Below are 22,697 nucleotides of genomic sequence, written 5' to 3'. Positions count from 1 at the left end.
CTACTGCGTTCTTTAAGGTTTTAGGGACTTCGCGGCTTTAGCGGTACGGTGAACCGTACCATAGTTTACAGACAGGTCATTCAGCTAACGGGGAGGTTTCTTGCATTTTTATCCATGTGTTTGTGGGTGGTGTCAGCTACGGTGGTATTACCCCTCCATGGCGTTCATTGTAGCATGGAGAACAATTGGTTTCTCGATGTTTTTTCTCGTATCGGCGGAGAAACACGTACAAAGCAGCCGATCACTTTGATCGGCTGCCTTCTTGTTTTTATTGAGCTATCGTTACCTGTTAGTTCAACAACGAGAAACAATCTACTTCGATATATCTGATTGGTGTTTGATTATGAACTCGGGGTTCGTTAATATTCCATGTAATTTACTGCTCCGTTAAACTCCAAATATGCCTGATAGCGAGTGCGAATAGCTGGATGTGTAATGAAATCAAGAACTCTATCTTTCGCCACCCAGCGGCTATCAGTTGTTTCTTCAGAAACAGCTAACTCCCCACCAACAGGTTTACAAACAAAATCAAACATAACTTGCGTAGGAACATCAGTCACGCCATCATACCATTTAAAAATCCCTTTATTCGAATAGACACCAATTAAGTAGCTAACCGTGGTGGCTATTCCGCTTTCCTCTTTGATTTCACGAACCAAAGCATCCTTCAGATTTTCTCCAACTTCCACTTGTCCACCAGGGTAAACCCAACCACCGTCACGAGTTTTTACTGAATATTTCCTTGCTCATCTTCCATAAATCCACCTGCGGCTACGATGTGGCATATTACGACCTCCTTATGGAGCAACGTTTGCATATTTATTCCACTACCCTCTTGCACTTTCCTGCCCGATAGTTGAGAAAAGACAGTCGATCAAGAAACCGGCTGCCTTCTTGTTTTTATTCAACCATCGTTTCCCGTTAGTTGAATAAAAACACACAGGACACCAATTATTTAACTCGTCCATGCACGAAGAATGCATGTTCATATGCATAATATCCGTCATTGCGTCCTTCGAAATATTTTGATTGAATTTCCATCGGACTCAAATGTTCTTGCATGTCGATACCAACTTTATAAAGTTCATCAGCTACTGATTGCGGGTCAAGTCCAGTTAACATAGGTTCACCTGCTTGTCGCAAGATAGATTGCATAATGTTTACGCGTTTAGCCGCTTTTTCGGGATCAAATGCATCCAAATCCCAATAATCAAAAATTATGCTGCTACCAGGGGGAGCAATATTCGCAATAGTTCTAAAAGTGGAAAATACATCTTGTCGTGGAAGGTAATGAATTACACCGAGCCAACTAAAAAAACTGGGTAAAGTTGGATCATACGATGCATCCAGCAACACATTTTCTAATTGATCCTTGGTGAAGTCTACAGGGACAAAATTCAAATTATCAGGTTGTTCCAACCCTAAGTCTTTCAGTCGGTTACGTTTAAAGCGTTGAGTCGCCGGATGATCTATTTCAAAAATCTGTAACTGTTCAGTCAGATTAGGGTTCCTTTGTGCAAAGGTATCCATGCCTGCACCAAGAATGATATATTGTTTAATCCCTCGATTAATTGCATCTTTCAGCTTGTCTTCAGCATACCTCGCACGACTAAGGAAGAGTGATGTAGGAAAATAATGTTGAACCATATAAGCTATGGAATCTTCACGTTTTAAGTTTAACGCTATTCGCTCCGGATCTATTGCAGTCAGTGCCATTACCATACTCTGCTCGTATGCAACCTGATCCTCCTGGGTTAGAAGTTGAGATGAGATGAAATCGTCGAAGATTTTCGGATCGGCATGAAGTGAATGGTGACTCCGAAGGTACGAACTCATTAACGCAGTACGTTTAATTTTGCTGTCTTCCATGGCTCTCGCTACCTCATTTCAAAATAGTATTTGCCAAACTTAAGAACAGAACGTTCAAACTAACAAACAGCATTTTTTTAAAGCATGTAACGGCTTGTGCGTTGACACTGATTTTCATTCAAAATTTGTATTTACTAATTATCCCCATTTTAACTTATTCGTGGATTTAATTAAACTATCCTGCCCGTTAGCTTAATGAAAGGCTGCCTAGCGACAGCCCCTCTCAGTGTTGAACTATAGTTCCCGTTAACGTAATTTACTTTGAATTCAAGGCTTTACAAAAAGCACATTAGATAACATCTATCCGAGCCCGTAATACTGTTCATGTATAAACGACGGAAATTGAAATTGATGTCCATTATTTCATTAAGACTTTTCTTTAATTTATTCAGATAGAGTAAATAGAAATGGATTTTTGTTCAGCATTACTATAAAATGGAATTATAATTTGAAATGATGTTTCATTATATGAAACCAAAGGAGGAGGAATTATTTGGCTTACAATTTCTATGGTCTTGACCACGTTCAACTGGCTGCCCCAGAAGGATGCGAAAAAGAGGCTAGGAATTTCTTCAATAACTTATTGGGTTGGACGGAGATTCCAAAACCTGAAATTCTAAAAAAACGTGGTGGCGTTTGGTTCCAATGCGGTACTCATCAAGTACACATCGGAGTACAAAGAGATTTTGTTCCCGCTACAAAAGCTCACCCAGCATTTCACGTACAGAACTTAGATGAGTTGCGCGAATATCTGCATCACAATAATATTCAAGTAATTGATGATGAAGCAAGAGTTGATGAAGGAGTAAAACGCTTCTATTTAAACGACCCTTTTGGAAATCGACTTGAGTTTTTAGAATGGCATTCATCATAAGCAAACGAGCTCATTTTTGTTTGAAATATCGTTGAAAAATTGGCTTTTTGCGTGATTAACGACATGTAATTAACTTTAAGCTCACTCGCAGTTTGCCGTTGCCATATTCCTTGGAATTATCCTGCCCGTTAACGTAAAGAAGCTGCCGATCAGCACCGGCAGCTTCTTCCTAGTCGGTTATTTAACTATCGTTTCCCGTTAGCTTAATAGATCGAAACGAACTTCGTTTGTAATAAAGTTTAATCTGTTAATTTATGAATTAAATACACACAGTTTTCCGTCCATGAGAGTAATGCACCACTTTCATCAATATAAGATCCCCCAATTGTGTATTCTCCCAATCCCGAGTCCTTATATCCCATTTTCTGGTACAACATCTTAGCGGATTCATTTTCTGTTCCTACCCCTAATCCGACTTGGCGAAAACCTTTTTGTTTGGCTAAGGCTTCACCGTGTAACAATAGCTGTTTACCTATTCCATTTCTGCGATACGTATCCTTAACGAGAAGATCCTCAAAATCAGGGCAATTTTTTATATGGTTTGAAACGGACTCATCCTGAGTACCTGACCATTTGATTAGTACATGACCGACGGGCATGTCATTAACTAATGCAATAAGGTAGGTTACCTCGCCTTGCCGTTGCCTCTCAAACCTAGTTTGATGTTTTGTTTTAGGTCCGTTGTTCAGTTGTTCTTCTAATACAACAAGATCATCTTCATTTACAGCTCTAATAAACACTTGAAGCCCCATACAATATGCACTTCCTTTAAAAGGTATGTTTTGTTTCTTTCATCAAACATTCATTTCCTGCTTTTATGGGCACTATCTATGTTCTCTTGTCAACCTCCACATCACCATTGCTCATCTATTAAACCCCAATTGGTAAAGTATAAATACAGTTTAACCGTTTCTAATTATCAACAGGATTGAGAAAACAATTATAATTAAACTATCCTGCCCGGTTAGCTTAACGAAAGAGCAGCCGATCACATTGGCCGACTGCCTTCTTGTCTTTATTGAACTAACGTTTCCCGTTAGCTCAATGAATTGTGCTACGATTCTCTGCGTAGTCAGTAAAGTCAGAATTAAGGGCACCCGATCAGGTGCCCTTTGTGTGTACATATTCCACCTGGAAACTTTAGTACACGTTTTCTACTAGTGGCCGCGGCTGTGATCGTTTCCCGTTGGTCGAACAACAATTTCTAATCTCAGTACTCTCTTTTATTTCCCTTCTTTACGAATTCCCACTCGATCTCAATATTTTGTCTAACTCTATGCAGAAGATGAAACAATGTTTCGGATTCTTCTTCAGAAAGTCCCGCTAACGCAACCGAGTTAGAATAATCCCCTTCTCTCTTTAGAAAGGGGTATGCTTGCTTACCCTTTTCAGTTGAAAATAGCCTTTTAATTTTTTTGTTTGTTTCATCGTCTTTCTTTTCAACAAACCCAGAGATTTCGAGTTTTTGTATCGCACGTGCTGCAGTTGTTCGGTCCACCTTTATCATTTCCGCTAGCTTTTCTTGAATAATTCCCGGGTTCTCACATATACGAACCAGATATAAGTACTGCCCTTTTGTAAGATCTAATTCCTTGAACTCAATATTGCTTATGGAATCCAAAGCTCTAGCGATCATTCCAACTTCGCGAAGTATTTCCCTCATTCGAACACCTACCAATAGATTTTTTGTTGCATTTACAACAATATTATTTTATTATATACCTGTTATTGATGCTAAATTCATTATGACGATTTTTTTTGAAAAAATAAATCCAGAGAGGAATAAAAACGTGAACACAAAAAGAATCACACGACCTGAGGAATTAGAAAATGCATTCTTAATTAGAAAGAAAGTATTTGTTGATGAACAGGGCGTACCACTTAAAGATGAATTTGATGAATTTGATGCGCTGAATGGACAATGTGAACATATACTCGCCTATTACAATGGGCAACCAATTGGCACAGGAAGGATTCGCATTCTTGATGGAATAGGTAAATTAGAACGAATCTGTATTTTAGAGCCATACCGGAAATTTGGGATTGGGAAAAAAATCATTTCCGCATTAGAAGAAATCGCTGTTGAAAAAGGAAATCATCAAGTTAAATTGCACGGGCAAACTCAGGCAGAGGGGTTTTATAGAAAACTTGGCTATCAGACTTCATCAGCTGAATTTATTGAGGATGGTATCCCTCATATTGTAATGATTAAAGATATTCTTTCACAATAATGAAGAAGTTTGGCGTAACGACATTTTCCCTTTTCAGCTGTGGGATATTCATATTAGCCCTTGGGGATTCACTAACAATACTCTCCGACCTTGGAGCTTCACCTTTTGATGCACTTTTAGTCGGTCTATCCAAAAATGTAGGTCTTACAGTGGGAAGTTGGGAAGTGCTTATCGCAATACTATTGATTGGATGTAATTCATGTTTATCCAGACATCGACCGGAATTATTAGGGTTGGTAACTGCATTGATAACAGGTCTCGGTATCGACATATGGATTTTTTTGTTAAAGGATCTGATCGAGCCTAAATTGTGGATCAGTAAACTTGCTTTTTTGGGTTTAGGTTTAATATTAATTGGGTTAGGTACTTCTATTTATTTGCAAGCGAATTTCGCGCCAATTCCAGTGGACAGACTAACATTAGTCTTACAAACGATTACTGGGCTCAATATACTATTTACGCGCACAATCATATATCTGTTTTTCTTGATAGCCGCAATTATTTTCAATGGGCCAATTGGTATTGGAACTCTACTAACCGTATGTCTGGGCGGTTTAATTCTTAATACTTTATGCCACTTACACAGAAAGCCATGAACCTATTGATAAAAACAAGTGGACACACATAAGTGCCTGTTTTTGATAAAAGGCATCCACAATAGTAAATATTTATGGAAGGATTATATGAAATGAAAACAAAAATAACAGGTGTGATTTTATACCCTTTGTTTAGTGAATATGAATTAACCGTTGCCCTTTCCATTCTTAAGCAGGGAGATCACCCGATAAAGACGATAGGGATTACTTCAGCACCAATAATAGGTGAATCGGACCTAACTTGCATTTCTGATACAACGATCTATGATGTCGATATCAATACGCTAGATAGTCTATTACTTCCAGGATGTATGGATATTTCAACGCTGTATGATAATGAAGATCTGATAGACTTTATAAATAAATGTTCCCTTTATAATAAGGATCTTGTAATTGCAGCAATCTCAAGTTCTCCATATCTATTAGCAAAAGCAGGATTGTTAGAAGATCGTAAATACACAATTGGCATGTATGAAGAACAGAGAAAGGAAACAGGTTTTTTTAAAGAAGAGAATTATTGTAATGATCTTGTAGTCCAAGATGGGAAGATACTGACTGCAAGAGGAAGAGGGTTTATTGAATTCGGTGAGAGATTTGGACAATTATTGAAGTTGGATTTCGATTCCAATTGGTATCATGGAGTATAATTTGAATAAAAATTCAATGATGAAAGTTACTACAATAACATCATATTCACGCATCGGGCCTGACGCAGTGTGCCTGTAAAATCGTTTGTCCCAATTGACAACATAAAGAAGGGGCCATTTCATCAACCTTTCTCGGATTACTAGCTTAACTTCCAAACCTGTTTCAAATTCGTCGCTTGGTTGTCAAAGCTCCCTTTTCATATGATAAGAACGCCTGTCGATGACCACTCGATCTTGTTCTGGCTTGCCTTTAAGGATTAAGGTAATGATGTTGGTCAGTAAGTTTAGATTACAGCTTATCGACCTATATAAGTTCTTGTCCTAACTCAATATCAAGAACTTATATACTTTTCTGAAATTGACAGAAGTTTATCCCATTTCCGATTTTAACAAGAACTTGAACTACTCCCGACAATCTCTTCTTTCTTTGCAAGAGGTACACCAATATGTTCAAGATGCTTAATAGTCTCGTTTAGTGTACTTGGAAATTCAACATCACTTGTTGTTCTGTTGGAAAATAACTGTCATTCTCAGTAAAGAAAGAAAAGATAGTCTCATTTCCTAATTGGGGTTTTATCACAGTTCTTTCAATCTTTAACACTTCACTGTACCGTTTTTTTACAACTTTAAGATTCTTAGTTCTCCAAAATATTCCTCAAAAACCTTTTATCATTGTATCTAACTCCTGTCTGTCATCAAATTTTTAGCTATCCGATTACATTAGATATTCGAGATTTAAATTTAAGTTCCTTTTTCAACTATCCTGCCCGTTAGTTTAATGGGCTTCCAAGATCGATTGACCTTAGTCAACCATCTAATCGTCTCTGAGTATAAGTTCTTGCCATTTTGGTCACTTTTGGATGGCTCCTTAATTCCCCGAATCTTTCTGGTTCGTAATAGGTAAACGTATACACATGCAATTACATCTTCTCTTGGCAGTGGCCATCTAAAGCAGTAAAAGTTAAACAAGACCATTATAAATGACACAAAAACCCGTCTAATCTAGACGGGGTCTTTTGGATGATTAAATTATAATCAGAATTCTAAACTGATACATTTCATCAACGTATTGCAATATATTTATTAGTATCATATATCATTAGGGTACACATAGACCTGCATTGCAATAGTTTTATTCATGTCGAGATTACGTTTCTTCTTCAATTCAATTTCGTCTTTTTAGTAAAAATAAGCAATAGTCCAATCAGATAATAAATGATATTTACCACTATGACACTATAAAGAAACACCGAGATTGTCGTTGGGGCCCATACTTTAATAAATGCCAAAGGCAATCCTTGAAAGAAAATTTTCGGAAACATGAGCGTGAGTGTCAAAATTGCAGCTGCAACCAACGTATGTACGGATAATAACAAGATCCTTTTTACGTTTAATTTTGTCCGTATTCTTTGTTTTCGAACAAACTTGCTCACGGTTCTTAGCGATAGCAGGATGAACATTACTCCGAAACAGCCGACGACGATACACAGGATGGTCACGATTCGATCCAACTTTTGATCGCCGGAGGAATGAGTATTCGCAACGTCGTTCCCCTCCCACAGATCCATCACGCCTTGACCTATGGCTGTCGTAAAGCTCGTATTCAAATTGGATAGAATGGCTACCCCTAATTGTTCATCGGGCTGCATGATGAAATACGAGGTAAAAGTCGGGTTCTGTCCGGCATGGAAAATATATTGTTTTTCGTTTTTTTTCATAACTGCCCATCCGCTGGCATAGTAGGTGTCTTTATCAAAAGGTTCCACCGACAAATCAGGGATTTGCGATTCTTGAATGATCTGTTTGTCGAACGCATGGCTCGGATCTCTTCCTAACTGTAGATTCATCCATTTCGCTATATCTTTCGTGTTGCTGATAACGTATCCGGCGGGTACATTCCCCCGATAGATGGGCGGCGTGTAGGCTTGCTCTTTCATGAATCCTATTTTATAGCCGGCTGCCATCTCGTTGGACTGAACTTGATGCAGCCCAACAAACGAGTCTTTCATGCCGATCGGCTCTAATATCTGCTGCTTTATATACATATCATAGGGTTGCTTTGTTACGATCTCGATAACGAGTCCCAAGACATCATAATTGAGCGTTGCGTATTCATGAGAGCTGCCTGGCTTCCGGTTTAATTGCTGGTTCAGCAATGTTCTTACGTTCATTTCGAGGGCGTTATCTGCATTGCTCTCAGGAATATGAGCTATAGTTCTAGAAGCGATCCCGCTGGTATGATAAAGCAGCTGATTTATAGTAATCGTTTGCGGCTCTCCATTATATTTTAACTCTAGCCATGGGATATACTTTCGAACGTCATCCGTCCGTTTTAACAGCCCTTCCTTTTCCAATTGCAGAATGGCAAGACCCGTAAATGCTTTCGTTGTGGATCCGATTTCAAATAATGTATTAGCGGTCACGGGTGTTTTGGCCTTTACATCAGCGTACCCGAAGCCTTTTTGATAAACCGTTTTCCCCTCCTCTACAATTACTAACGATATCCCTGGAATTTTGCTGATCTCTTTTTGCTCTTCAACATACTGTTCGATCTTCTTAATTTTTTCGCTTGAGTCGGCGTTAGTTATATTGGGTGTGAGACTACTAACCGTTAGAATCATAAGAATCATGAACAAACACATTTTTACTGATGGTTTCATAACCGTTTCCCCTTTAAATTTATGCTTTTCATGTAGCTATTGCAGGCCACAAGGAAATAAATCGTTTGCATGGCCATGTAAATACCGATGATGACGAACGAATAGATCCAATTGGATACCATAAGCAGGTTATTTAATGCTTTAAGCGCGACCAACGCATGTACGATACCGACGAGGCATGGCGCGAAGAAAAGAATGCCGACCTGCATAAAGACGATTTTTCGAAGTTCGGCTTGCGTCATACCGATACGGGTCAGTGCTTTATACTGCGCCTGATCCTCCTGCAGTTCCGTGAACAATTTGAAATAAATCATACTGCCGGATGCGATAAAGAACAGTAAACTAATGAACACGCCAATGAACATCGTAAGAGAAATGACCCCTTGGGCATCCTCATATTGCGTCTTTACATTGTCCAACTGTACGGCAAGTCCCAACATGTATATCGTTCCGGATGCCGTTAAAATAACCGCGCTCAAAATCGACACGATAAACAACATTCTCGCGTTTTCCTTCAACTTCAGACCAAGCTGAGCGAATACGATCAAATTCGTTCGATTATAGTAGACTCTTGCAGAACCTTTAATGATTCGCAGCAGCAATCTACTGAACTGCGTGAATAAAAGATAAGTTCCAAGAACTGCCGTAAGCAGAATCATCGGTGCAAGCATGCTAAAATTCGCCATATTTAACCTCAAAGCCATCCCATACGAGGATGCCAAACACAAGACTGCAAGCAGAGCAAACCATGGCGAATAAACGGACCGTTCCTTCGGCCTTCCCGCTGCATTAAGCAATCCTGCAATTTCCGTACTCCCCACACGCCATGCCGTTACCACGGAAATGAACGTGAACAGCATAAAAAAGCCGCCGGTCGTCATCCACAGCGCGCGAAGCGGTACAAGAGCGGCAATGGATTCTTTCATGCCAAGCAGCACTGCGAGCGCCATAAAAAACGGCTTGCTGAATAGTATCCCCAGCCCGATGCCGGCTGCGATGGCCAAAACGGCAATCACCGTGTTCTCATACACGATAAGTCTGCGAAGCTGAATACGGGTTATTCCGAACATGTATAGAAGGCCGAATTCCTTCTTTCTGGACTTCAGAAAAGCCGAATTGGAGTAAAGCACGAACAAAAACGAGAAAATGACGATGATGTATTGGCAAAGCACCATGCCCAATCTTACTTTCGCAGTTCCGATCAACTGACCGCTTGTCAAAGCCGGATGCGCAACAAACGCCGCATAGATATAAAAGATCATGACGGACAATACGCTGCTCATAAAAAACGCGCCGTATGACCGCCAATTGCCGCGGATGTTGCTAAGCGCGAGCGAACGGAGCGTCATTAAAATTCCCTCCCAATACGCTCAGCACGTCTAATATTTGTTGGAAAAACGCTTGCCGGTTGGAGCCGCGCCGAATTTCCGAAAAGATTCTTCCATCTTTGATGAACACGATGCGCTGGCAATAACTCGCCGAAAATGGATCGTGAGTCACCATTAAAACCGTTGCCCTGAATCTTTCGTTCAACTCTTTTAGCGACTCCATCACATCCTTCGCCGACTTCGAATCCAGGTTTCCCGTCAGTTCATCGGCGAGCAGTAACGACGGCTCATGAATAAGGGCGCGCGCAATGGCCGCACGCTGCTTCTGACCGCCTGACACTTCATAGGTGCGCTTGTTCAAGAGATTAGTAATTTGCAGCCATTCTGCAAGGGACTTCAGTTTTTCCTCGATCAACTTGGGAGCCGTCCCTTCCAACACCAGCGGCAAAATAATGTTTTCTTTGATGGTCAGGGCATCCAGCAGGTTAAAATCCTGAAAGATGTAGCCAAGTTCGCGCCTTCTGAAAAGCGCCAATTTTTTATCGCTGAGCTTATTTGGATAAATTCCGTTAATTTCGATATGGCCGGATGTCGGACGTTCCATTGCCGCGAGAAGATTAAGCAGCGTCGTCTTTCCGCTTCCCGACGGCCCCATGACACCGACAAATTCGCCATGTTCTACTTGCAGGTCAATGTCATGTAGTGCTGTGCATACGACATTCCCTTTGGAACTGTAAATTTTATTAAGTCCCTGTGCCTTAAGTATACTCATCGTTCGATTTCCCTCCTCCCGTTTTTAGTCTGTGTGTCTTAACAAGGTTTAGTATAGCGGGCAATGAGTATCGAACCCATCGATTTACATAACAAAAAACACGCTTCGAACATGACAAAGTTGTCACAAAGCGTGCATGTCCTTGTTCGCTTTGCTGCCAAGAAGGAGGTGTATGCCATGGGGGTGAAAAGTGATCGTAATCGTCGTACCAACACCCAACTCCGACGATACGGAAAGTTCATGACCGAGTTTGCTGCACACTTGCTTCGCTAAATAGAGTCCCATTCCCGTCGATTCCTCTGCAGATCGTCCGTTCTCGCCAGTGAAGAAAGGATCAAATATTCGTGGTATATCGTGAGGTGCGATACCACTTCCTTCATCGGTTATGCTAAGTTTGCTGCCAGTGTCTGTACTCTGATCCAAGAGGAAAATTAGTTTTTTTAGGCCTTTCTTGTTCTTACTGTATTTAATAGCGTTGCTGACAATTTGATTGAGTACGACGGTCATCCACTTCTCATCCGTTTCCGTCCATGCCTCGCCATGTATTTGCGGTATGACGTTATGCCGAATACAAAGACGTTTGTGTGCGATCAGAACGTCTCGTATCACGTCGTGAAGAGGCGTTTTTTTGAGATGAAGATCCATTTCGAACTTCTCAAGGCGTGCCGTATGGAGCAGCATTTCCAGACCTCTCGACATTCGATCCGCTTCTTCATGCAGGCTGAAGGCGAGCTCTTGTTGTTCCTTCTCTGAAGACGGCAGCTGCTTCGCTGTCACTTGCAAGAGCAGATCGATAACCGATAAGGGCGTCTTCATATGATGCACCCACTGCAGCACAAAATGATTATGAAGCTCCTGCTGACGGCGGTATGCGCCCAGCTTATTCAAATAAGCGCTCATTTGTTGCTCAAGCAATCTAGCGACAAGCTGCTGCTCCTTCGTTACTGCAGATTGTACGATGGCTTCAACGTGTAATTCATCAGACCTTTCAATCGCATTTTTAAGCTGGTTGTAATACTCACGCTGCCGAATATAGTCAACAACTAGTCCAAGAATCAAAAAGAACGCGGCTGCAACAACAAAATAATAAATCGTACTCGTATCCATCCATCCAAGATAACGCGCGTTTTCCAGAAGCATTAAACAGACGCCGGTACTAATCATAAGGAATCCGGATAACACATAAATTAGCCGGTCACGAAGGAACAACACTACCGGGAGCACTCTCATAAACTCGTCTCCCCCTGCTCTTCGCCCAGAATCAGTTTATAACCCATACCTCGTACTGTCGCGATCGCATTCGGCAGCCCCAGCTCCTCCAGTTTCTTGCGCAATCTTGCAACATTGACGGTCAACGTATTGTCATCGACAAACTGCGCATTGTCCCATAACGTCCCCAAGAGCTGATCCCTCGAGACGGTTCTTCCGTACTGCTGTATGAAGCATTCAGCTAACAACTGTTCATTCTTCGTAATCTGGGTTCTTTGTGTTTGCCATATAAGTTCATTACGGCTAAGGTTCAGTCGCAAGCCTTGTACGTTCAACTCGTTTTCAGGCGACGGGGCAAGACCGGTCGATGCCGAATAATCCCCGTAAACTCTCCTTAATACACTTTTTATCTTCGCGATTAAAAGATCTAAATGAATCGGCTTCGTGATGTAATCATCACCGCCGTTATCTATGGCCAGCACCTGATCCATCTCACCCGCACGAGCGGATATGAAAATGATCGGTACGTTGGATTTTTTACGTATTTGCCTGCACCAATAATAGCCGTCAAAGTACGGCAGGTTTATATCAAGCATGACCAAATGCGGTTCATACACCTCAAGTTCCGGCACGATGTCTCGAAACTCTGATGCGCAAGCTGCATCAAATCCGTATTTCTCCATATTTCTCTTTAGGACGGCGCTAATTTTGCTATCGTCCTCCACAATATAAATCCGGTACAATGCGATTCCTCCTCAAAGCGTTCCGTGTAAGCCAACTATCAGTATAGCAGATTGTTGGAAGACAGGAATAAAGGGCGATTGAGCTTATGCTGGATTTGGTAAGAATGATTATCTAATTTCTGACAATGAGCGGCAATATTGCATCAAACGGCTGCTCTATGTTGAATTGCTGCCTGTAAGTCTATACGTTCTTGTCGTCGGACAGGAATAAATATATTGATAGTCATATACTGTTATATTCTAAAAAACTTAAATTATCCTGCCCGTTAGATGAACAAAAGCAGCCGATCAAGTTGATCGAGGCTGCTTTTGGTTTTTATTGAGCTAACGTTTCCCGTTAGCGTAATCGATCAGGCAATTTAGATCTCTTTCAGCCATCCTTCAATTTCATTAATTTTCTCTGCATAACGCTTAATAGCTAGTATGGTTCCAGCAACCTGTTCGGTCCCGGCTTTCTGTTCATCGTGATCCGTGCAATCAATCCATAAAGACCGCTTTAGACAATATTCTAGCCAGTCCAACTTCCCTAAAAATCCACTTGCCAGTATCATCCTCCAGTTTGCATGGATTTGGTTTTGTGTTGTTCCCTTATAGCCATCTATGAAAGATAAGAATTTGTCTTTGTCAATCTCGCCCGAATCATTTTCAGACCAATAAATAGCCGTTTCAACTAAATCTTGCTTAGAGTTTCTATATCCTGCACATTCCCAATCAATCAGAATTGGTTTAACATCCCACAAAACATTCTTAGGGTCTAGGTCGCCATGACTGATGACCATATCTGTTGAAATTTGCTTCGCTGAATTTATAGCTTCGGCATTCCAATCGTTAAGCATTTCACTGTTTTCAAATAATATACTTGTCCATTCGGCATTACTCTCTTGCCCTTTTTTCAAATAGAAGTTCCAATCAGTTAGTCTCCGATCTTCAGAAGAATTATTAACTATTCCAAGGTCTGAGAAATCCCCAATATGTAGAGATGAAAGAATGCTACCCATTATTTTGCAATGACCCGTATTTATGTCGCTGGGCTTAAGGCTTTTGCCATCCATCCATTCAAATACGAGACAGAATTGCTCACCCACTTGTTGGATAGAAGCACTATTAAACTTCTTAGCCGGAAGAGCAGGTATATAGTTTGCAGCACGATTAGCAATAAGTTCTGATCTGATGAAGTTTTGCATGGCCGTTGGTCTGGCCATAATTTCTGGGTTTAACGCTTTGACTACATATCTACCTGATGTGGTTTGTACTGCATACATACGATGTAATAAACCGCCTGATAACGCAATAGGGGCAACGGCTATATCACCTAGCCCTAATTCATTACATAGAATCTCAATTTGACGAGGGTCCAATCTATATCCACCTTTCCAGCAACTTCTTCCATCTTAAATATAGTACATGTTCTATGTGGCAATTACGTTATCCTGCCCGTTAGTTGAACAAAGGCAGCCGATCTCGTTAATGGCTGCCTTCTTGTCTTTTATTGAACTAACGTTTCCCGTTAGCTTTACGGGCTACCGATCACCCCAACCACTTTTCCCTCAATTTTATCTGTGGGTAATGGCCCAAAGAATCTGCTATCATTACTGCGAAACCAATCATCACCTACAATATAAATGCTGTCTTCAGGGATCTCAATTTCCTTCATAGTTAATTTCTCAAAATAATTCACTATATTTTCGATGTTTTTTCGTATGTAATCTTCTAAGTCAACACGCTCTAAAGCTTTTTTCAAACTATCGAGATCAGCACCCAGTCGATGTGCTCTTCCGTAAAAGGCATCAAGCATTTTCCCGTTAATATAGATCTGTCCTTTTTCAATCTTTACTTTTTCGCCAGGTAACCCGATTACTCTAGAAATACTGTACTCACCAAGATTCTTTTTAGTTTCAGGATTTGTAAAGTATACGATATCACCGCGGCTAATCGCATGCTCATTGTAATACTTCAAATCAATCACAACCTGGCCTTCTAAATCATGATTCCCACGATCCATGTTGTCATAGTTATGATTGTAGATGACCTGCTTGGAATCTAACTCATTTTTGGTTACTGTATTAATCGTTGGTTTCGTTATGGAATCAGTGATGATTTTACTTGTTTCCTCTGAACTACTACATGCTGCAAATATCAGTCCAAATACAATAACGATAATGACCACTTTCATCATTTCCCACTCCCCTCGACTTCTTTTCCTTTATACGTAAACTTAAGGTTAAGTGTTCCAAGGTTACAGTGGCTTGATTGAACTAATCTGCCCGTTAGCTTAATGAATTCACGGGCAAAATATCGATTAACTTGTTGAATGATACAAATGGAAATAAGAGGGCATTCCGATGATGGAATCCCTCTCTTCGCTTTGTCTCTGATCTCTTTCATGGTAATTCGTTATCTGATGCCGAAGCCCTTCAATTCTGGATTCCTCAGATTTGGGAAGTCAAGCGTTCGACTTTTTTACTACACATCCAGCACGAACCATGAATTCTCGCTTTCGACAGCCTGCAAAAAGGTAAGAATCCGTTCTTAGATGAAATATTTATTCATTGGATTGCTCAAAAACATCTTTTAACCAAACATCACCATATGGTAGATTATACAAACTGCCAGATGGTGTGTATAAATGATGAAACACTTAGGCATCTCGTTTACGGTAAAATACAATAGCTGCTGTAAAAAAAATCAGTGTCCATAACATTGAAATACCTGTCCCTTGCATGGGTGTAAGGACATTTATCTCATCAGAGGAAGGCGGCATATACATATAATATCCTGCCGTATCCGGAAAATAATTTGTAATACTAGGTAGAAAATCTCTTGACAATGGACTGACAATGAAATAATAACCAAGCAGTATCACTAAAGCAGGAGTGGTTCGTCTCAGTAAAGCACCTATAGCTGCACTGAGAAGTGTGGTTAATGTTAGATAGCCTGTTGCACCTACTAATGATTCTATCATTGCGTCTATTTCAATCACTACTGCTGTGTCTTTCATCATGATAAAGGTATATAGTACACCTGATGCAGTAATAATAAACGCAGCAGGAATAGTTATAATTGCCAATGCCAAATGCTTCGTGGATAATTGGAACCCGCGCCAAGGTATCGTAGTTAAAGTAGTTCGAATCTGTCCACCTGTATACTCCGAACAAGTAGCTAATATACCAAGAATAATGAAGCCTGCTTGAAGATATCCCATAGAAGCAAGACCTATATTCAGTATATTTTGCGTTCCTGCTGCCCCTTGTAGACCAACAGAAGTAAAAGCTGCGGCTAAAACTAAACTAAGAATGAATGTACCCATAAGAGTGAGCCATATCAATGGTAATGTAACTAATTTACCCAGTTCAGCACCAAGGATTTGTGTTATCTTTCTACTAGATGAGACACTCATGCTGCAACGTCCCTCCTATGGAATACAATAGCTGCAACAATGAAAAAAACGACTACCCAGGCAAACATGACTAAACCGCCTGTGAAGGGGGTGTGAAATCTGTCGAATAAACTGCCTGTGGACGGGGTGTGAAGTCTGTCGCTTGTAAACATAAACATTTCAGCGCCAGCCCTATCTGGTAAGTAAAACGCCAACTTTGTAACCTTAGAAAGCAGGACACTAAATGATACAACGGAAGAATTTATTATGAGCACAGCAAGCGGGATGATGCCATTCTTAGTTAGCAAAGTAATCCCAAGTGCTAAAAGAGCAGTGAATGTCCAGTAACAAACTGCACCGATAAGTCTGGACCATTCAAATGCAGGGGCATATTCACCGAGAATAAGATGCGTTGCAGACACAGTTGTCATAATAGCAACAATACATAGCAGTATGCTGATCACTGTCACAGCGCCTGCTTTTGCCAGCAAAAAAAGAAATCGGGATGTAACAACAGTTAAACTTGTTGTAATCTGTTGTCCTCCACCAGATTCACTGCTCTCTGTCAAATACTCACTGCTGACAGCAAGCACCCCAATAATAATGACACCTTGCACACCAAGAGCTAAGCCAATATATCCAACTTCCGTTAGCCGTGTGCTAACTCCAGCTATAATCTCCTCTTTTTGAGCTATACTGTCCAAGGCAGCAATGACCGCTGGGGCAAATGCTCCAATAAGAAAGGCAAGCCAGATGCCCGGCAGGGAGAACAATTTAGATAGTTCTGCGTTGAATGCTCTCATCCAACCTCACCTGCATTTTCAGATGTCAGGGCAAAAAAGGCTTCCTCCAGCGTGGAATGGTTACCTATTACTTCTTCCAATGTTCCATCTGCAACGATTTTTCCATGCTTAATAATCACCACATCATCAACAGTCTCTGCAAGCTCTCCCATTAGATGACTGGACAGTAACACCGTGTTTCCAGAATCAGCACGTTCACGTAAAAATGTCCGAATCCAACGAATTCCTTCCGGGTCGAGCCCATTTACTGGTTCATCTAGAACCAATATTTGGGGATTACCCAGTAGTGCAGCCGCCATTCCAAGTCTTCTCCCCATGCCAAGCGAATAATTCCCAACTCTTTTGTCAGCTGCATTAGTAAGACCCACTATTTCCAGAACTTCCTCGACACGTGAACTAGGTAATCCTGCGGCACGAGCAATCCAACTTAAATGGGCCCTTCCTGTTCGCCTACGATGAGCTCCAGATCCATCCAGTGCGGCACCTACTGTTGCTAGAGGATTATGTAATTCTGCGAATGGCTTGCCATTAATGAGTGCACTCCCTGAGGTGGCACGATCTAATCCAAGCAGGATGCGTAGTGTAGAACTTTTCCCTGCCCCATTCGGACCTAAAAAACCAGTCACTCTACCAGGTCTCGCTTTAAAACTGATACCTGATAAGATTTGTTGAGTTCCGCGATATTTGACTAAGTTATTAATGGTAAGCAACCATAACACTTCCTTTCCGTTATGGTTCCAATTATATAGAAGCAAAGTTACATCACAGCTATCATGTGGTTTACTTCTGGATTACCTTTAGGTTAAGCCCTTGCAATAGCTACACTTGTGCCCTTTTCATTTGATGTAAAGTTCGCTTTCAGATTCATTTTTTTCAACATATAATGACAAGTCGATAAACCAATCCCCGCCCCACGCTCATAGGAAGAGTTATCCAAACCTGGACCTCTGTCTGCAATAATGATCTGTTCTTTTTCTACATCAACCACAATGTTTGCATATTTTCCCTCTGCTGCATGGCGAAGAATATTCTGAAATAAATTATCCAAAACCCGTGTCATCCAATTAGGATCTGCTTCCCAATAAAAAGTATCCTCTGCCGGTAAATCAACATCGAGCTGAATTTCTTTATCTTCAAACACAGGATACCACGCAGCAACAGATGCTCTTACTAAACGTACAATATCTGTTGAAACGGGCCCAAAAGGATGTTTCCCTGATGTAAGCAATGTATAGGACAGTAAATCATCCATTAGATCTCCGACTCTTGTAATCGTATGGTTAATCTCTGTTAACGAGTTTTGTCCTTCGAAACTCATGGATTCTTTATTTAAACTGGTGACATGTCCTCTCAAAATGGTAAGTGGCGTTCGTAAGTCGTGAGATAAATTCGCAATGAGTCGATGTCGTAATAATTCCTCTTCAAATGCTCGCTTGCGACTGTCTTCAAGCTGCTGAATCATCCAATTAAAAGAAATTCCTAACTGGTCTATCTCATCCATGCGATCCGATTGAACAGATATGGGTTTAGGAAATGAATTATTTTTAGCTGAAAATGACATGACTTCCTGTAAGCGGGCGAGACGTTTTTGAAGTTTCAAGAAGAACAGCCAAGATAATATAACAAATGCTACAATAATAAAACCAAACAAAAGTATGGTAACGTAAAATAGATTTAACGTGTTCAGAACTTTTTCATTCATATCAGAAATCCCAAAAAACGCACTGAAGAAAATAAGTGAAATGGGAGGAAAAAAGATAAATAGAAAATGCACTTTTAGAAAACGATGAAATAATGATCTATTCTGTTTCATAGTTTCACCCGATAGCCTATTCCCTTCAACGTTTCAATAATCTCTGAGGAATCCGGATGACGTTCTAATTTTTGTCGCAGTCGATGGATATGCACCATTAATGTTTTATCACCAGTTATATAAGCTTCTTCCCAAATAGCTTCATAAATTTGTTCTTTTGTTAAAACTTGATTAGGGTGGCGTAAGAAGTACATTAAGATTTGATGCTGTTTCCCTGTTAATATAATTTCTTCTCCTGTGCGTTTGTCAAATATCATTTGAGCTTCTGGATCTACTTCAATCTGATTTCCTAATGAAATGCGTTCGGATTTTGTTCCACCATTACGACGGATTAATACTTCTAATCTTGCAACTAATTCATCTGTATGGAATGGTTTCGTTAAGTAGTCATCAGCAAATTGTAAACCATCTACTTTATCATCTATCGATGTTCGAGCAGTTAACAGCAAAATAGGAACAGCAGGAGCTGCCTTCTTTAATCGTCTTCCCACAGTAAATCCGTCTAAACCGGGTAACATGATATCCAAAATAACGATTTCATGCTGATTGACTTCTCTTTCGGCTCCTTCACCAGTTAGCAGCCACTGAACTGAAAACCCTCGCTGTTCCAATTCTTCCTTTACCCAACTGCCTATTTTCTCATTATCTTCAATATATAATACGTTTCTTTTCAAGTAACATCACTCTCTCTACATAGTATTAATAAATGCAGAACCCGAACCAATCGCATTGACAAACCTCCAGGTTGCTTCATCGTCAAGCCAATTATCCCACTCCTCGTTCCATACTTTTTCATATATTATCATAATTGGGTTCCGAAATATGAAACTCGTACCAAAAACAGGCATTATCGGAGTATTAGACGAGCTGCCTCCTGAAATGTAGACAGCTTGATCCTTAACGGCAACATGAAGAAGGAGCAGATGCCACAAGCAGAATGCTCCTTTATTTTGTTAAACTATTCTGCCCGTTAGTTTAATAAAAGGGCGTCTGCCGTCGTCGATGAAATCATATCGGGAATGTAACCAAGTTCTTGTCATTGTATTTTCACAAGAACTTGATTATGGCTCTAAGCAGAAAGCAGGTGAATGGCAGCCTGACAGCCATCCAAGCGTGCTCCTAACTAGGCATCGCGCACCCAGAAATCGGTGCCCACATTGTATATAACCCCCTCTGCGGAGCGCTCATTTCGAAACGTTCACAACTTTGTGATATTTATCACATGTAATGTGAATATTTTCACTTATAATAAAGACATAGAGAAGGTGATCACTTCCCAAGGCAACAAGAACCAACAACAACGATATCAGAAACAACGCAATAACCCATTAATCCAAAAAATTAAAACTCATTTAAGGAGTGGTTTATATGTTTAACAACTGGCTGAGAACAAACAAATTTGCAATGTGGCTGCTGACTATCATACGGGTATACATCGGTTATGAATGGCTGACAGCAGGTTGGGGTAAATTGACTGGCGGCGGATTTGACGCAGGGGGCTTCCTCCAAGGGGCCATTGCCAATGCAACCGGCGATCACCCAGCGGTACAAGGCTGGTGGGCAGCGTTCCTCGAGCACGCGGCATTACCGGGCGTGAAGCTCTTCAACGTCATCATCCCACTCGGTGAATTCCTGGTAGGTCTCGGACTCATTCTCGGTACCTTCACAACCTTCGCCGCCCTGATGGGACTGGTTATGAACGCTGCGTTCCTCTTCTCGGGCACCGTGAGCACCAACGCCCAAATGTTACTGCTTGAAGTGCTGATCATCGTCGCTGCTGCCAACGCCGGTAAAATCGGTCTCGACCGTTGGGTACTCCCTTACCTTCGTGGCCTGTGGAATAAAATGACCCACAAAACAAACCAAGATGAAGGTATCGCGCCAACACCGCTTAAAAAACGCACCGCGTAAAGGTAAAGCAACAAACATGGGATGATGGAGAACCATTCGGTTCTCCATCGTCTTTTTTTCATGCCAAGAACCCATGCCAAGTTCCGACCTTTGCGAATACTGTATTTAAATACAGATTTTTGCAAATATGAATAATTTGTTAGGATGCGACATTAAATAGATCGTTGCTGTTTTTTTCGGCTTCCATCGCGCTTACGAATTTCAAATTTGCAAAAATCTGAAAACAGAAAAAGAGAATGATTATTCATGGAGGAGTGATGCTGGTGTTAATTCAATGGTTGCAATCAAGCAAAATCGCAATGTGGCTGCTGACGGTCATTCGGGTGTATGTCGGGTATAAATGGTTGACGGCAGGCTGGAGCAAGTTAACGGGAGGCTTCGATGCAAGCGGATTTATGCAGGGAGCCATCGCCAAATCCACTGGTGAGCATCCCGCAGTTCAGGATTGGTGGGCCGTATTCCTGAAGCATGCCGCGCTGCCGGGCGTAAAATGGTTCAACGTCATCATTCCGCTAGGCGAATTCCTCGTCGGACTTGGCCTCATTCTCGGCACATTCACTGTGTTCGCCGCCCTAATGGGGCTCGTGATGAACACCGCGTATCTCTTCTCCGGTTCCATCAGCATCAATGGTCAGCTCCTACTGCTCGAATTTCTGATCATCCTCTCGGCTGCAAATGCCGGAAAGATTGGGATCGACCGCTGGCTCATGTCCTACCTCCAAGATAAATTCACCCGCAAAGCAAAAATCAGCAGTGACCCCTCCTCTCTACAGAATCAGGCAGTCTGAAGGGCTTTAAAGCTAAATCAACACCGATGAACATTAGCTGGTTGCTATAACTAGAATCAAAAGCGGCTTGCTTCCTCTTCTGTAAGCTGCCGCTTGACTTCCCTCCTCTCAAAAAGTGGAGACTGACTCATTCTCACCGCTTAATCCGATTGACTGCTTATCTCCTCTTTGAGCTTTTTCATGCAAACTGCAGGTTACTGTTGGTGCTATTACTGTTGCTTCTCTGCACAACTGCATACTGCTGCCGCCTGGCTGATGGTGCTGTTGGTGCTGGTTCGGGAAACTGCTGCTGTTTCTGTTAGTGCAACTGCTGCAAGCCTGTACGTCACTACTTCTGTTGGCTGTTATTGCCTTGTGACACGCTGCTGCAACTAGTTTTGTTTAGTGCAAATGCTACTACTGCACTGTTCCTATTGCTGCGACTACTGCACTGCTACTGCTACTGCTACTCGTATGGCTGCTGCCGCAATTACTACTATCGCTACTACTTGCTGCTGCATTTTTTTACTCATTGCTGAAACTGCCACAGCTACAGTATGCTAGTGCTACTACTGATTGCCGCTATTGCCGCTTATACCACGGCTACTGTAATTCCTGTTGCTGCAACTGCTGCGGCTACCACACTACTGCACTGCTACTCCTATTGCTGCTGCAGCAAATTACTACTACTATCGCTGCTACTTCCTGCTACTCACTGCTGCTCACTGCTGCATTGTCACTTCCATTGCTGAAACTGCCGCTCCTGCAGCTATGCTGTGCTACTACTTCCTGCTGCATTGTTACTCATTGCGGAAACTGCCACTACTACAGCTATGCTAGTGCTAATACTGATTGCCGCGATTGCTTCTACCATCGCTCCTGTAATTCCTGTCGCTGCAACTGCTGCGGCTACCACACTACTGCACTGCTACTCCTAGTGTTGCTGCCGCAAATTACTAATACTATCGCTGCTACTTCCTGCTGCATTGTTACTCATCGCGGAAACTGCCACTACTACAGCTATGCGAGTGCTACTACTGGTTGCGGCAATTACTTCTACACGGCTCCTGCAATTACTGTTGCTGCAACTACTACTGA

General features: G+C 41.4%; 21 protein-coding genes and 2 pseudogenes. 6 read left to right on the top strand and 17 right to left on the bottom strand.

Translation table 11 applies throughout. From position 1 onward, the window contains the following. Nucleotides 1–359: 359 nt before the first annotated feature. Both MKY48_RS05270 and MKY48_RS05265 read right to left on the bottom strand, forming a co-directional pair. Entirely contained in the window at nt 360–689 is a 330-nt protein-coding gene (locus MKY48_RS05270; protein WP_339292439.1) for an NUDIX domain-containing protein, read from the bottom strand. Between the two features lie 262 nt (nt 690–951). Then, nucleotides 952–1,869: a class I SAM-dependent methyltransferase gene (locus tag MKY48_RS05265; protein WP_339292438.1), complete on the bottom strand. Its 918-nt coding sequence runs from the start codon at nt 1,867–1,869 to the stop codon at nt 952–954. Nucleotides 1,870–2,362: 493 nt separating this feature from the next. Between MKY48_RS05265 and MKY48_RS05260 the strand changes: the two genes are divergently transcribed. Next, nucleotides 2,363–2,743 carry a VOC family protein gene (locus tag MKY48_RS05260; protein ID WP_339292437.1) on the top strand — a complete coding sequence of 127 codons (381 nt, stop codon included), beginning with the start codon at nt 2,363–2,365 and terminating at the stop codon, nt 2,741–2,743. A gap of 239 nt (nt 2,744–2,982) precedes the next feature. Here MKY48_RS05260 and MKY48_RS05255 read toward each other — a convergent pair whose 3' ends face one another. Both MKY48_RS05255 and MKY48_RS05250 read right to left on the bottom strand, forming a co-directional pair. Continuing rightward, nucleotides 2,983–3,495, bottom strand: a complete 513-nt coding sequence (locus tag MKY48_RS05255; protein ID WP_339292436.1) for a GNAT family N-acetyltransferase — start codon at nt 3,493–3,495, stop codon at nt 2,983–2,985. A gap of 458 nt (nt 3,496–3,953) precedes the next feature. Next, complete coding sequence (locus tag MKY48_RS05250) at nt 3,954–4,406, bottom strand: MarR family transcriptional regulator (protein WP_215163348.1); 453 nt, start codon at nt 4,404–4,406, stop codon at nt 3,954–3,956. 127 nt (nt 4,407–4,533) lie between these two features. On the opposite strand from MKY48_RS05250, the gene MKY48_RS05245 reads away from it, so the two are divergent. From MKY48_RS05245 to MKY48_RS05235, 3 genes and pseudogenes are all read left to right on the top strand, one after another. Then, nucleotides 4,534–4,974, top strand: a complete 441-nt coding sequence (locus MKY48_RS05245; protein WP_339292435.1) for a GNAT family N-acetyltransferase — start codon at nt 4,534–4,536, stop codon at nt 4,972–4,974. After that, nucleotides 4,974–5,602: pseudogene (locus tag MKY48_RS05240) on the top strand (YitT family protein). The gene MKY48_RS05245 and the pseudogene MKY48_RS05240 overlap by 1 nt, the downstream one beginning before the upstream one ends. Before the next feature lie 60 nt (nt 5,603–5,662). After that, nucleotides 5,663–6,217, top strand: a complete 555-nt coding sequence (locus tag MKY48_RS05235; protein WP_215163357.1) for a DJ-1/PfpI family protein — start codon at nt 5,663–5,665, stop codon at nt 6,215–6,217. Nucleotides 6,218–6,603: 386 nt separating this feature from the next. Here MKY48_RS05235 and MKY48_RS05230 read toward each other — a convergent pair. From MKY48_RS05230 to MKY48_RS05170, 13 genes and pseudogenes are all read right to left on the bottom strand, one after another. Continuing rightward, a pseudogene (locus tag MKY48_RS05230) lies at nt 6,604–6,869 on the bottom strand (glyoxalase). A gap of 508 nt (nt 6,870–7,377) precedes the next feature. Further along, nucleotides 7,378–8,877: a serine hydrolase domain-containing protein gene (locus MKY48_RS05225; protein ID WP_339270564.1), complete on the bottom strand. Its 1,500-nt coding sequence runs from the start codon at nt 8,875–8,877 to the stop codon at nt 7,378–7,380. Next, nucleotides 8,874–10,226, bottom strand: a complete 1,353-nt coding sequence (locus tag MKY48_RS05220; protein WP_339292434.1) for an FtsX-like permease family protein — start codon at nt 10,224–10,226, stop codon at nt 8,874–8,876. Before MKY48_RS05220 ends, MKY48_RS05225 begins: the two co-directional genes overlap by 4 nt. Then, the gene (locus MKY48_RS05215; protein ID WP_339270561.1) at nt 10,201–10,977 is read right to left on the bottom strand and encodes an ABC transporter ATP-binding protein; all 777 of its coding nucleotides are present in this window, start codon (nt 10,975–10,977) and stop codon (nt 10,201–10,203) included. Before MKY48_RS05215 ends, MKY48_RS05220 begins: the two co-directional genes overlap by 26 nt. Before the next feature lie 123 nt (nt 10,978–11,100). Continuing rightward, nucleotides 11,101–12,207, bottom strand: coding sequence for a sensor histidine kinase (locus tag MKY48_RS05210; protein ID WP_339292433.1), 1,107 nt, complete (start codon nt 12,205–12,207; stop codon nt 11,101–11,103). Then, nucleotides 12,204–12,929: a response regulator transcription factor gene (locus MKY48_RS05205; protein WP_339292432.1), complete on the bottom strand. Its 726-nt coding sequence runs from the start codon at nt 12,927–12,929 to the stop codon at nt 12,204–12,206. The genes MKY48_RS05210 and MKY48_RS05205 overlap by 4 nt, the downstream gene beginning before the upstream one ends. 359 nt (nt 12,930–13,288) lie before the next feature. Then, complete coding sequence (locus MKY48_RS05200) at nt 13,289–14,287, bottom strand: phosphotransferase (protein WP_339292431.1); 999 nt, start codon at nt 14,285–14,287, stop codon at nt 13,289–13,291. A 155-nt stretch (nt 14,288–14,442) separates the two neighbouring features. After that, complete coding sequence (gene lepB / locus MKY48_RS05195; RefSeq protein ID WP_339292430.1) at nt 14,443–15,105, bottom strand: signal peptidase I; 663 nt, start codon at nt 15,103–15,105, stop codon at nt 14,443–14,445. Nucleotides 15,106–15,567: 462 nt separating this feature from the next. Next, complete coding sequence (locus tag MKY48_RS05190) at nt 15,568–16,326, bottom strand: ABC transporter permease (RefSeq protein WP_339270551.1); 759 nt, start codon at nt 16,324–16,326, stop codon at nt 15,568–15,570. Beyond that, nucleotides 16,323–17,108 carry an ABC transporter permease gene (locus tag MKY48_RS05185; RefSeq protein WP_339270549.1) on the bottom strand — a complete coding sequence of 262 codons (786 nt, stop codon included), beginning with the start codon at nt 17,106–17,108 and terminating at the stop codon, nt 16,323–16,325. Before MKY48_RS05185 ends, MKY48_RS05190 begins: the two co-directional genes overlap by 4 nt. Continuing rightward, nucleotides 17,105–17,818: an ATP-binding cassette domain-containing protein gene (locus tag MKY48_RS05180; protein ID WP_339270547.1), complete on the bottom strand. Its 714-nt coding sequence runs from the start codon at nt 17,816–17,818 to the stop codon at nt 17,105–17,107. The genes MKY48_RS05185 and MKY48_RS05180 overlap by 4 nt, the downstream gene beginning before the upstream one ends. Nucleotides 17,819–17,910: 92 nt before the next feature. Then, entirely contained in the window at nt 17,911–18,921 is a 1,011-nt protein-coding gene (locus tag MKY48_RS05175) for a HAMP domain-containing sensor histidine kinase (RefSeq protein ID WP_339270545.1), read from the bottom strand. Further along, nucleotides 18,918–19,595: a response regulator transcription factor gene (locus tag MKY48_RS05170; protein WP_076325566.1), complete on the bottom strand. Its 678-nt coding sequence runs from the start codon at nt 19,593–19,595 to the stop codon at nt 18,918–18,920. Before MKY48_RS05170 ends, MKY48_RS05175 begins: the two co-directional genes overlap by 4 nt. 694 nt (nt 19,596–20,289) lie before the next feature. On the opposite strand from MKY48_RS05170, the gene MKY48_RS05165 reads away from it, so the two are divergent. Next, complete coding sequence (locus tag MKY48_RS05165; protein WP_076325570.1) at nt 20,290–20,832, top strand: DoxX family protein; 543 nt, start codon at nt 20,290–20,292, stop codon at nt 20,830–20,832. A 263-nt stretch (nt 20,833–21,095) separates the two neighbouring features. Then, complete coding sequence (locus tag MKY48_RS05160; RefSeq protein WP_339270538.1) at nt 21,096–21,620, top strand: DoxX family protein; 525 nt, start codon at nt 21,096–21,098, stop codon at nt 21,618–21,620. The last annotated feature ends 1,077 nt before the right edge of the window (nt 21,621–22,697 follow it).

It is taken from the genome of Paenibacillus sp. FSL W8-0187 (assembly GCF_037969755.1).
In the GTDB taxonomy this organism is placed as follows: Bacteria; Bacillota; Bacilli; order Paenibacillales; family Paenibacillaceae; genus Paenibacillus_AQ.
This window is presented reverse-complemented; position numbering and strand designations above follow the sequence as displayed.